The sequence below is a fragment of the Crenalkalicoccus roseus genome (genome assembly GCF_004761865.1).
Classification (GTDB): domain Bacteria; phylum Pseudomonadota; class Alphaproteobacteria; order Acetobacterales; family Acetobacteraceae; genus Crenalkalicoccus; species Crenalkalicoccus roseus.
Window position 1 is genome coordinate 1 of sequence record NZ_SJDM01000066.1, and the last position, 11,442, is coordinate 11,442.

Genomic DNA, 11,442 nt, shown 5'->3' on the forward strand with positions numbered 1-11,442 from the left:
CGAGCCCTGGCTCGCCCTCGCCCATGCGCGGCGCGAGGCGGGGGACGCCCCCGGCGCCGGCGCGGCGGCGGAGCGGGCGCTGCGGCTGGCCGCCACCGCGCCGGCGCTGGCCGAGCAGGCGCGCTTCCTGCTCGCCGCCCTCGGCCGGGAGGCGCCGCCGGCGCGCGCCCCCGCCGCCTATGTGCGCGACCTGTTCGACCAGTTCGCCCCGCGCTTCGAGGCCGAGCTGACCGGCCGGCTGGAGTACCGCACCCCGGCCCTGCTCGCGGCGCTGCTGGAGGAGGCCGGGGTGGCGCCGGAAGGGCGGCTGCGCGTGCTCGACCTCGGCTGCGGCACCGGCCTGTCCGGGGCGGCGCTCGCCCCCTTCGCGCGGCACCTCGCCGGGCTCGACCTCTCGCCGCGGATGCTGGCCGAGGCGCGCAGGCGCGGCCTCTACCACGCGCTGCACGAGGCGGAGCTGGTGGAATGGCTGCCCCGCCACCCCGACGCCTTCGACCTGATCGCCGCGGCGGACGTGCTGAACTACCTCGGCGATCTTGCCCCCGCCCTCGCCGCCATGGCGCAGGCGCTGGCACCGGGCGGAATCGCCGCCTTCTCCGTCGAGGCGGGGGAGGGGGCGCCCTACGCCCTCAGCGCGGCGATGCGCTACCGCCACGACCCCGGCCATGTCGCCGCACTTGCCGGGGCCGCCGGCTTCGCCGTGCTGGCGCGGCGCGAGGCGGTGCTGCGCCGGGAGCGGGGCGCGCCGGTGGCCGGGATGCTGTTCGTGCTGCGGCGCGCCGAGCGGGTCGCGGAGGGCTGGAAACGGCCGGGAGCGTGACTCTGCTCTACGAACAATGGGCTGGAGCCGTTTCCGCGTTCATGGCCGAGTGGAAACGGCTCTAGCCCGCCTGGATGATGGTCGCACCCGCCATCAGGCGGCGCACCTTCTCGCTTTCCGTCGCGCCGGCCTCGACCGCGGCCATCGCCTTCGCCTCCGCGGCCAACACGGCCTCCAGCCGCTGCAGCACCGCCTCGGCGCGGTCGAGCGGCACCACCACCACGCCGTCGGCGTCGCCCACCACGATGTCGCCGGGGCGCACATGGATGCCGCCGCAGATGACGGGCGCGCCGACGATGCCGGGGCCGTTGGTGGCGGGCGAGGTCGGCACCACCCCCATGGCGAAGACCGGCAGGCCGGTGGCGACAATGCCGGCGCGGTCGCGCACCAGCCCCTCGGTGACGAAGGCGGCGACACCCCTGTTGCGCATCATGCCGATGACCAGGTCGCCCACCACCGCGGTGCCGGTGTAGCCGTCATTGGCCACCACCACGACCTCCCCCTCCCGCGCCTCGGCCAGCGCGCCCTGCACGCCGACCACGTCGGCGGGGTAGGCGAAGGCGGTCAGCGCCGGGCCGACGAAGGCCGCGCGCGCCGGATCCAGCGGCTTGATGCGCCAGTCCATGGCGCCGCGCCCATCCATGGCGTCCACTAGGTGCGAAGTCTGCACCCCCTCGAACCGGCGCAGCAGCGCCGCGTCGGGGCGGCGGTGGCCGCGATGGACCGTGAGCATGGGCGGGTTGTCGAGCATGGCCGTGTCCTTCCCTTCCGAGGCCGATCCTCGCGCGGCGCCGGGGGCGGGGCAACGGCTAGGCCGCGTAGATCATCTTCCGCGTCATCCCGCCATCGGCGACGAACTCGGCGCCGGTGACGAAGCCGCTCTCCGGTCCGACCAGCCAGGCGACCAGCGCCGCCACGTCCTCGGGCCGGCCGACGCGGCCGGCGGGGTGCTGGGCATGGTCCTCGGGGCGGAGCGCCTCGCCCCCGGTGTGGATCCAGCCCGGGCTGACGCAGTTCACCCGCACCTCCGGCCCGAGGCTGAGGGCGAGCGCATGGGTCAGGGCGAGGAGGCCACCCTTGGAGGCGCTGTAGCTCTCGGTATGCGGTTCCGACTGGTGGGCGCGGGTGGAGGCGATGGTGACGACGCTGCCGCGCGCCGCGCGCAGCATCCCCTCGGCGGCGCGGACCAGCAGGAAGGTCGCGGTCAGGTTGGTGGCCAGCACCGCGTTCCACTCGGCGAGGCTGAGGACGCCGATCGGCTTGCGGATCATGAGGCCGGCATTGCTCACCAGCGCGTCCAGCCGGCCTTCCCGCGCGCCGATATCCCCGATCAGCGCCGCGACGGCGGCCTCGTCGGACACGTCGGCGGCGACATGGCGCGCCGCCGGGCCGGGCTCCCCCGGCGCGCGGTCGGCCACCACCACCGCCCAGCCCTCCCGCGCGAGGCGCGCCGCCACCGCCCGCCCGATGCCCCGCGCCCCGCCGGTGACGAGCGCCACACGCCGCCCTTCCGTCATGACCGCCGCCCTTTCCGTCCCTCGCCGGGGCTGTAGCATGAGGCGGCCCGAGGGGAGGACGCCGCATGGCCGCGCCGCTGCTGTTCACGCCCATGACCCTGCGCGAGGTGACGCTGAGGAACCGCGTCGTCGTGGCGCCGATGCACCAGTACGCCGCGGTGAAGGGCTTCGCCACCGACTGGCACCTGATGAACGCGGGCCGCTACGCCGCGGGCGGTGCGGGGCTCGTGTTCATGGAGAGCACCAAGGTGGAGCGGCGCGGCTGCGGCACGCTCGGCGACCTCGGCATCTGGGACGACGCGCACATCCCGGGCCTCGCCCGTTGCGCCGCCTTCATCCGCGCCCAGGGTGCGGCGGCGGGGCTGCAGCTCGGCCATTCGGGCCGCAAGGCGCGGCGCTTCCGCCCCTGGGAGGGCGGGGCGCCGCTTGAGCGAACGCCCGAGATCGAGGATTGGGAGGCGTGGGAGCTGGTGGCGCCCTCCGCCGTCAACTTCCCCGAAACCGACCCGGTCCCGCGGGCGCTGACGCGCGACGAGGTGCGGGCGCTGGTCGAGCGCTGGGGGCAGGCGGCGCGCCGCGCCGACGAGGCGGGCTTCGACGCGCTCGAGATCCACGGCGCGCATGGCTACCTGATCCACGAATTCCTCTCCCCCTTCTCCAACCTGCGCAACGACGAGTATGGCGGGTCGGAGCTGAACCGCATGCGCTTCTGCATCGAGGTGGTGGAAAGCGTCCGCGCCCACTGGCCCGCCCGCAAGCCGCTGTTCCTGCGCCTGTCCGTGGAGGATGACGCGGGCTGGGATGCGGACCAGTCCGCGCGCCTCGCCGCCATCGTGAAGGGGAAGGGCGTGGACGTGATCGACTGCTCCTCGGGCGGCATGAAGGGCGCGCCGGTGGTGGGCACGGGGCCGGTCACCTACTCCTACCAGGTGCCCTACGCGGCGAAGATCCGGCGCGAGGCGGGCATCATGACCATGGCGGTCGGGCTGATCGTGCATGCCGACCAGGCGGAGGGCATCCTGCGGCGCGGCGAGGCGGACCTGGTCGCGCTGGCGCGCGAGCTGCTCTACAACCCGCACTGGCCGATGGACGCGGCGCAGAAGCTCGGCGCGGATCCGCGCTTCGCCCTGGTGCCGCCGGCCCAGGCCTACTGGCTGGAGAAGCGGGCACGGCAGGTGAAGGAGCTGGTGCCCTCCACCTGGCGGGAGGGCCTCGGCGCCTGAGGCGGACGGCCGCGCCCCCGGGGAGAGAATGCGGGATGACCGCCGGCTCGCTGTTCGAGGACCAGGCGCCGCGGCCGCTGGCGGACCGGCTGCGCCCCACCTCGCTCGCCGAGGTGGTGGGCCAGGACCATCTGCTCAGCCCCGAGGGCCCGCTCGGCCGCATGGCGCGCGCCGGCGCCATCCGCTCCTGCGTGCTGTGGGGGCCGCCCGGCTGCGGCAAGACCACCATCGCGCGCCTGCTCGCCGAGGGCACGCGGCTGCACTTCGTGCCGATGTCCGCGATCTTCTCCGGCGTCGCCGACCTCAGGAAGGCGTTCGAGGAGGCGCGCCGGCGCCGGCTGGGCGGGCAGGGAACGCTCGTCTTCGTGGACGAGATCCACCGCTTCAACCGCGCCCAGCAGGACGCCTTCCTGCCGCATGTCGAGGACGGCACCATCATCCTGGTCGGCGCGACCACCGAGAACCCCTCCTTCGAGCTGAACGCGGCGCTGCTCTCGCGCCTGCAGGTCTTCGTGCTGAGGCGCCTCGACGAGGCGGCGCTGTCGGCGCTGCTGGCGCGGGCCGAGCGGGCGATGGGCCGGCGCCTGCCGTTGGACGAGGCGGCGCGCGCGACGCTGCTCGCCATGGCGGACGGCGACGGCCGCTACCTGCTCAGCCTGTGCGAGGCGCTGTCCGCCCTGCCGCCCGGCGAGGCGATCGGCGCGGAGGCGCTGCCGGCGCTGCTGCAGAGGCGCGCGCCGGTCTACGACAAGGCCGAGGAGGCGCACTACAACCTGCTCAGCGCCTACCACAAGTCGCTGCGCTCCTCGGACTGCGACGCGAGCCTCTACTGGATGGCGCGGATGCTGCTGGGCGGGGAGGATCCGGGCGTGATCTTCCGCCGCCTGATCTGCTGCGCCGCCGAGGATGTGGGCCTGGCCGACCCCGCGGCGCTGCAGCTCGTGCTCGCCGCCTGGCAGGCCTTCGACCGCGTCGGCCTGCCGGAGGGCGAGCTGATGCTGGCGGAGGCGACGATCTACGTGGCGACGGCGCCGAAATCCAACGCCTCCTACCTGGCGCTGCACGCGGCGAAGGAGCTTGCCGCGCGCTCCGGCTCGCTGCCGCCGCCCACCCATGCGGTGAACGCGCCGACGCGGCTGATGAAGGAGCTCGGCTACGGCCGCGGCTATGTCTATGACCATGACGTGGCCGAGGGCTCCTCGGGCCTCGACTACCTGCCGGAAGGCCTGGGGCGGCCCGGCCTCTACGCCCCGCGCGAGCGTGGCTTCGAGCGCGAGGTGAGGAAGCGCGTCGAATACTGGGCGCGGCTGCGGGAGGAGCGCCGGCGGGGGAAGGGGGGCTGAGGCTCCCCATCTCCGCGGCCGCGTTCCCCGACCCATGCCGGGTTCGATTCCGGTCAGGCGGATGCGCCGGAGCGGGCGAGGATGCTCGCGCATCGGAAGGCCAGGGCATCCGCCGCGGGCCGGGGCGAACGGAAGATGCCCCAGGCGCAACCCGCGTCCGCCGCGGACGGGCGAGGGCCATGGCCGCCGCCCGTCCGGCGAAGCCGGGCGCGCGGAGACATCCGTCGATGCCGCAGGCGTGTCAGCCCACCAGCCGGAGCGCCGCCTCGGGCCCGACCAGGATCTCGGCCAGCCGCAGCGCGTCCGCCCGCGACGATGCGCCCTCGCGCGTGAGCCGTACCGCGGCGTTGCGCAGCGCCGCGTCGTAGCTCTCCGCCCCGCCCAGGCGGCGGCCGCTGGCGGCGAGGCTGGCCAGGCCGCGTGCCGCTTCCTCCCGCGCCGCGACATCCTCGGCGCCGTGGCCGAGCAGCTCCGACTGCAGCAGCGCGGCGAAGCGGTGCCGGCATGCGGCATCGGCGGCGCGCCGCAGCGCCCGCAGCCTCTCGCGCCGCTGCGGCGGGGCGGCGGATGCGGAAGCCTCCAGATCCTCGATCATCTCGCAGAGGCGCCACGCCTCGCAGGCGGCGAGGGCCGTGGAAGACGCCGAGGCCAGCCTTGCGGCGGGATCCGTGGCGGCGAGGTGCGCGTCCAGCGCGTGCTGGGCGGCGGCACCGGACGGAGCCAGGGCGGTGGCGACCTCCACCACCCTCCCCGGCCGGGCTGCCCGGGCGAGCAGGGCGTGCAGCGCCGTGTCGAGGGCGAGCCCGCCCTCCTGCGCCGGGCCGCGCAGGGCGGCGTGCAGCAGCGATTCGGGCGGGCCCTCCGCGCCGGCGCGGACCGCGGGCCAGAGCCGGACGCCGTGGCGCCAGGCGGCGCGGCACCGCTCGGCCAGGAGGGCATGGAAGCGTTCCGGCAGGCCGCTCTCCTTCCAGCCGGGCGGCGGCCGCACCGTAGGGGCTTGCGCTGCGGCGGGCCAGAGCCGCGCGCCGATGGCCTCCACCGCCGACAGCTCCGCCAGCGTCCGGCCCGCGCACAGCGCATCGAGCGCCTCGGCCTCCGCGCCCAGCGCGGTACGCACCGCGGCGGCGAGCGGCGCCAGCGCGGTCCGTGGCAGGGTGGGAGAGTCGGGCTTCCAGGCGTTCGCATCCACGATCAACCCGTCCAGCGGCAGGAACAGCACGCGCGCAAGCCGCAGCGGGCGCGGCACGGCGAGGCCGCGCAGGCGCGGCCGCGCGCCGTCGAGCAGCCGGTCGGCGGCGGAACGGTCGCGCAGCCCGTCCACCATGGCGATGACGCGGGCGAGCTTCTCCGCCGGCGCCGCCGCCAGCACGCTGCCGAGAAGGCGGAGGTCGGTTCCGATCTGGGTCATAGCATCTGCCGCAGCAGCTTCTCGTTGCGCGCGACCAGCTCCAGCGCGCGGCCGGTGCGCCATTCCTCGAGCGGGAAGACGAAGCGGCGGCGCACCCGGTGGGCCGCCTCGAAGCGCTCCGCCTCCTCTTCGGCCCAGCTGTCCACCTCGCGCGGCATGACCGGGACCAGCACCGCCATCTCCCGCAGCGCCGCCATCCGGCCCGCCTCTCCGGCGGCGCGCCAGATGCCGATCAGCGCCGCCCAGCCGTCCAGCAGCCAGCCCGGACGGGCCGCCAGGTCGCGCAGCGCCTGCGGCTCCCGCGACCAGCGGCTGACCAGGCCGCGCATGTCGTCCGGCAGCGCGGTGAGCTGGCCCATCAGCGGCCGGCCGCACTTCAGGGTCAGCTCGGTGCAGCGCAGGACCAGCGAGGAGGCCTTCGCCTCCTCGGTATCCGCCGCTGCCTCGGCCCAGGACGCGATCTCCGCCGCCATCACCTCGAGCTCGGCGATCTGGCGCTGGTAGCGCGCGCGGGTGGGGTCGCCGCGGAAGCCGATGCCGGTGCAGAGCCCGGCGATCTCCTCGAGCGCGGTGACCACCGTCTCTGTCGTCAGACTCAGCTCCGCCGCCACGCGCGCGATGGCGCGCCGCGCCCGCTGCTCGACATGCGCTGGCGAGTCGCGTGCCGCCGGCACCGCCTGCTCGCCCGGGCGCTCGCTCTGCTCGATCAGGTGCAGCAGAAGCTTGTAATGGGTGAGGAGGGCCTGGCCCTTGTCGGCCTCCTCGGCGGCGCCTGCAGCCTCGGCCGCCTCGCGCCCGGCCAGCCCCTCCCGCGCCACTTCGCGGGCGATGCGCGTGATCGCCTCTGGCGTGATGGTGGCGGTACCCTCGACCGCGCGGCCCAGCAGCCGGTCGTGCAGCGTGGGCGTGCAGACCTCGCACAGCGCGCCGAAGGGAAACACGTAGGAACCCCGGACGCCGGCCGGGTTCGGCACCACCAGCTCAAGTCCGCTGCGCTGCGCGGGCCTTACCCGCGCCCCGAGCAGGAAGGGCGTGGTGAAGGGCACGGTGACGCCGCGCTCGAGGAAGGTGGCCGGGCGGCTGTCCTCGACGGCGTAGCGGGCGATCGAAGGCTGGGGATGGTCGAGCATGGCGGCCATCCTGCGACGCCAAGGGTTACTCCTTTCTCAGCGTCCGGGCGCCGCCCCCCCGTCTTCGCGTCAACGCTTCCTTCACCTCGCCGCGCTAAGCCGACGGCGTGCCGAGACAGCCTGCCCTTCCACCCCACCCCCTGCCCGACCCCGCCGCGGCGCGGGCATGGGTGCCGCCATGAGCATCGTGGACCGCCGCGAGATCCGCTTCGGAGAGGACGCGGTGCGGGCCGCCGTCGCCGCCTCGCCCGAGGCCGCGGCGACGCTCGGCCTGCCGGCCATCCCGCCTGACGCAGTCCGCTTCCTGCCGGCCGAACACCGGATCGAGCTGCTCTACGGCGTCGGAAGCGGCATGGCCGATTTCCCCGTCTCCGCGGAATCCCTCGGCGCCCTGCTCGTCGGCTACTGCTGCCGACATCGCATCGCGCTGCCCCGCGGCGCGCGCAAGGCGATCAGGATCGGGCGGGACGCGGCGGTTCTCGCCTTCGAACTGTCCGTTCCCCCGGTGCGGCGGCCGCAGCCGGCCATGCCTTCCCCCCGCGGCACCCGCTAGAGCGCTTTCCGCTCGCCCCGGCTCACGGCGGACGCCCCGGCCCCTCGATGTGCGAGCCTCTTCACCCGTTCAGGCGAGGCCAGCCGAACGGGAGCCACCAAGGGCCGGCGGACCTTACCCGTCCGCCCGCGCCGTGGCGGCGGCCGCGAGGAAGCCGGCGGCGGCCACCGCGCCGGTCGCCGCCAGCAGCCAGGGCACCGGCCCGTAGCCACCCGCCGCCTCCCACAACAGCGCCACCGCGAGCGGCGCTGCGGTGCGCGGCAGCACGGTCACGGCGGAAAGCGCGCCGGTGATGGCGCCATACCCCTCCCGCCCCAGGATCTCCGCCGTGCCGGCGGCGCGCACGATGGTCAGCAGCCCATCCGCCACCGCCCAGGCCAGCACGAACAGGAGCAGCCAGGCGAATTCCGGCGGCGCCAGGGCCAGGGCCAGCATCGCCGCCGGCAGCAGCAGGCTCGCCAGCCGGCCGACGCCGCGCATCGTCACCCGGCCGCCGAGGCCGAACAGCACCGCCCGCGCCGCCACCTGCAGGGGGCCGTGCAGCGCCACCAGCAGCAGCACCGAGGCCTCCGGCAGCCCGCGCTCGCGCAGCAGCGGGATGGCGTGCGCGGCAAGCGCGGTGCCCATGAAGGAATGCGCGGCGAAGCAGAGGGCGAGCGCCCAGAAGGCGCGCCCGCGCAGCGTCCGGCGCAGCGCCGCGCCGTCGGCCGCCGGCTCCCCCTCCCGCCGGCCGTTGCGGGGCAGGAGCCACAGGGCGAGCACCCCGGGCAGCACCTGCAGCGCCGCCAGGGCGAGCAGTGCCCCTCGCCAGCCGAGCGCGGCGATGAGCGCCGCGCCGAGCGGGACGAAGACCGTCCCGGTGAGGCCGGTGACGAAGGTGATGGCGGCGATGCTGCGCACCGGGTCGCGCGCATGCGCCACCACCACCGCCATGGCCGGCCCCCAGAGCGCCGCGGCCTGCGCCACCCCCATGCCGAGCCAGATCGCCCAGAAGGCCGGCAGCGCGCCGACCGCCGACCAGGCGGCGAGCAGCGCCGCCCCGCCCCAGGCGCCGAGCGCCATCATCCACCGCCCGCCATGCCGGTCCACCAGCCGCCCGACCGGCACCGCGGCAAGGCCGGAGACCAGCAGCGACAGCGTCAGCCCGGCATTGATCGCCGGGCGCGACCAGCCGAGCTCCGCCTCCATGGGTTCGAGGAACAGCGGGAAGACCGAGAACAGCGTCCCCCAGCCGATGAGCTGGCCGATCGCGATGCCCCAGATCAGGCGCGCATCGCCGCTCGGCCGCGACGCGGCCGGCATCAGACTGTGAACTGCTCGGCGATGATGCGCTCGGACAGGCCGTGATCGGGGTCGAACAGCATGGTCAGCGACACGCCGGTATCCTCCCGCACCTCCACCCGGCGCACGTCGCGCACCTCGGTGTAGTCCGCCACCGCCGCGACGGGGCGCTTCTCCGCCTCCAGGATCTCGAACACCACCTCGGCGCTCGAGGGCAGCAGTGCGCCGCGCCAGCGCCGCGGGCGGAAGGCGGAGATCGGGGTCAGCGGCAGCAGGTTGGCGCCGAGCGGCACGATCGGCCCGTGCGCCGAGAGGTTGTAGGCGGTGCTGCCCGCGGGCGTGCTCACCAGCACGCCGTCGCAGATCAGCTCCGGTAGCCGCACCTTGCCGTCCACCAGGATGCGGATCTTGGCGGCCTGCCGCGTCTCGCGCAGCAGCGACACCTCGTTGATCGCCAGCGCCTCGTGCAGCGCGCCGTCCTCGGCGGTGGCGCGCATGCGCAGGGGATGCAGCACGGCGGACTGGGCGTCGGCCAGCCGGCGCGGCAGGTCCTCCTCGCGGTAGTCGTTCATCAGGAAGCCGACGCTGCCGCAGTTCATGCCGTATATCGGGATGTTGCGGCCGAGCAGGCGGTGCTGCGCCTCCAGCATCGCCCCGTCGCCGCCGAGCGCGACCAGCACCGCCGCCTGCTCGGGCGGCACCTCGCCGTAGCGCGCGGCAAGCCGCGCCCGCGCCTCCATGGCCTTCGGGGTGGGCGCGGCGTGGAAGCCGATGCGCCCGGCGATGTCCTCGGGGCGCATCGGCATCGGCTGCAGCCCGGGCGGCAGGGCGGCCGCGGCCATCTCCGCCACCGCCGCGTCAGAGCGCGACGCGGCGTGCGTCGCGGTGCGCCAGTACCGGCATGTCGCGGCGCACCCGCGCGGTCAGCGCCGGATCGAGCCGCGCCGTCGCCCAGCCGGTGCCGTCGCTCGCCTTCGCCACCACATGACCCCAGGGGTCGGCGATGAGCGAATGGCCGTAGACGAAGCGCGTGGCGCCGCGCTCCTCGTACTGGCCCCAGGAGGCGGCGGCGATGATCCAGCACTGGCTCTCGATCGCCCGCGCGCGCATCAGCACCTCCCAATGGTCCTTGCCGGTCTGCAGGGTGAAGTTGGAGGGGACGAGGATCGCCTCCGCGCCCAGGCGCCGCAGCGCGATGTAGTGCTCGGCGAAGCGGATGTCGTAGCAGATGGTGCAGCCGAAGGTGAGGCCGCCGGCCTCGAAGGTGACCAGCGCCTCACCCGCGCCGTAGAGCGCGCTCTCGCGGTAGCCGGTGCCATCCGGGCCGGTGATGTCGAACAGGTGGATCTTGCGGTAGCGGGCGATCTCCCGCCCCTCGGGGTCGAAGACCAGGGTGGTGTTGAACAGCTTCTCCCCGCCATCCTCGATGATGGAGCCGCCATGGACATGGATGCGGTGCGCGCGGGCGAGGCCGCGGAGCGTCTCGTAGGCCTCCCCGCCCGTCCCGCCCGGCGCGGGCAGGCGCTCCGCCGCCAGGCGCCGGGCCTCCCGCCCGCCGCCGAGATTGGTCCAGGTCTCGGGCAGGCTGACCAGGTCCGGCCGGTCGGCCGCCACCGCGGCCTCGACCAGCCGGCGCGCCTGGTCGAGATTCGCGGACTTGTCGCTGCCCTGGTTCATCTGGATGACGCTGACGCGCATTCCCTGCCTCTCCGCCCGAGCGGGGCATCAAGCCGCGCCGGGCGCGGGCGGGCAAGGGGCATGGCGGGCGGCGAGGCGCCGCCTGGCCCGAACGCGAAAGGGGCGCCTTGCGGCGCCCCTTCCTGTCGGGTTCTGGCGGTACGGCTCAGCGCAGCACGATCTCGACGCGGCGGTTCTGCGGCTCGCGCACGCCGTCGGCGGTCGGCACCAGCGGGCGGGTCTCGCCGAAGGCCTGGACCACGATCTCGTTGCGGCTGATGCCGTTGCGCACCAGCTCCGCCGCCACCGCCTCGGCGCGGCGCTCGGACAGGCGCTGGTTGTAGGCCGCCGGGCCGGAGCGGTCGGCATGGCCGGCCACCTCGATGCGGGTGGTCTGCACGCGGCGGGCGTTCTGCGCCGCCTCGGCGATGATCTCGCGGGCGCGCGCGGTCAGGTCGGCGCGATCCCAGTCGAAGAACACCAGGTAGGT

The 11,442-nt window shown here is 75.2% G+C and carries 12 protein-coding genes; 4 read left to right on the forward strand and 8 right to left on the reverse strand.

The genetic code is table 11. The features are described 5' to 3' along the window. Positions 1–820: class I SAM-dependent DNA methyltransferase (locus ET526_RS19900; RefSeq protein ID WP_135470608.1), on the forward strand; the 820-nt coding region annotated here is incomplete at its 5' end. Between the two features lie 61 nt (positions 821–881). Here the strand turns inward: ET526_RS19900 and ET526_RS19905 are convergent. After that, on the reverse strand, positions 882–1,571 hold the full coding sequence (locus ET526_RS19905) for an RraA family protein (protein WP_135470610.1): 690 nt from the start codon (positions 1,569–1,571) through the stop codon (positions 882–884). 58 nt (positions 1,572–1,629) lie between these two features. Continuing rightward, positions 1,630–2,337, reverse strand: coding sequence for an SDR family oxidoreductase (locus ET526_RS19910; RefSeq protein ID WP_135470612.1), 708 nt, complete (start codon positions 2,335–2,337; stop codon positions 1,630–1,632). A gap of 65 nt (positions 2,338–2,402) precedes the next feature. Here ET526_RS19910 and ET526_RS19915 point away from each other — a divergent pair, with 65 nt between their 5' ends. Both ET526_RS19915 and ET526_RS19920 read left to right on the forward strand, forming a co-directional pair. Then, positions 2,403–3,560, forward strand: coding sequence for an NADH:flavin oxidoreductase/NADH oxidase (locus ET526_RS19915; protein ID WP_135470615.1), 1,158 nt, complete (start codon positions 2,403–2,405; stop codon positions 3,558–3,560). 35 nt (positions 3,561–3,595) lie between these two features. After that, positions 3,596–4,903, forward strand: a complete 1,308-nt coding sequence (locus ET526_RS19920) for a replication-associated recombination protein A (protein ID WP_135470617.1) — start codon at positions 3,596–3,598, stop codon at positions 4,901–4,903. A 241-nt stretch (positions 4,904–5,144) separates the two neighbouring features. Here ET526_RS19920 and ET526_RS19925 read toward each other — a convergent pair whose 3' ends face one another. Continuing rightward, the gene (locus ET526_RS19925) at positions 5,145–6,311 is read right to left on the reverse strand and encodes a hypothetical protein (RefSeq protein WP_135470619.1); all 1,167 of its coding nucleotides are present in this window, start codon (positions 6,309–6,311) and stop codon (positions 5,145–5,147) included. Further along, positions 6,308–7,441 carry a hypothetical protein gene (locus ET526_RS19930; protein ID WP_135470621.1) on the reverse strand — a complete coding sequence of 378 codons (1,134 nt, stop codon included), beginning with the start codon at positions 7,439–7,441 and terminating at the stop codon, positions 6,308–6,310. The genes ET526_RS19925 and ET526_RS19930 overlap by 4 nt, the downstream gene beginning before the upstream one ends. Positions 7,442–7,619: 178 nt before the next feature. On the opposite strand from ET526_RS19930, the gene ET526_RS19935 reads away from it, so the two are divergent. Further along, the gene (locus ET526_RS19935) at positions 7,620–7,994 is read left to right on the forward strand and encodes a hypothetical protein (protein ID WP_135470623.1); all 375 of its coding nucleotides are present in this window, start codon (positions 7,620–7,622) and stop codon (positions 7,992–7,994) included. A 114-nt stretch (positions 7,995–8,108) separates the two neighbouring features. Here ET526_RS19935 and ET526_RS19940 read toward each other — a convergent pair whose 3' ends face one another. The 4 genes from ET526_RS19940 to ET526_RS19955 all read right to left on the reverse strand — a co-directional run. After that, positions 8,109–9,296, reverse strand: coding sequence for an MFS transporter (locus ET526_RS19940; protein ID WP_135470626.1), 1,188 nt, complete (start codon positions 9,294–9,296; stop codon positions 8,109–8,111). Continuing rightward, on the reverse strand, positions 9,296–10,081 hold the full coding sequence (locus tag ET526_RS19945) for an NAD kinase (RefSeq protein ID WP_135470633.1): 786 nt from the start codon (positions 10,079–10,081) through the stop codon (positions 9,296–9,298). Before ET526_RS19945 ends, ET526_RS19940 begins: the two co-directional genes overlap by 1 nt. A gap of 52 nt (positions 10,082–10,133) precedes the next feature. Next, positions 10,134–10,973, reverse strand: a complete 840-nt coding sequence (locus ET526_RS19950; protein WP_135470628.1) for a carbon-nitrogen hydrolase family protein — start codon at positions 10,971–10,973, stop codon at positions 10,134–10,136. Positions 10,974–11,118: 145 nt separating this feature from the next. Further along, a partial coding sequence (locus tag ET526_RS19955) for an OmpA family protein (RefSeq protein WP_135470630.1) occupies positions 11,119–11,442 on the reverse strand: 324 nt, incomplete at its 5' end.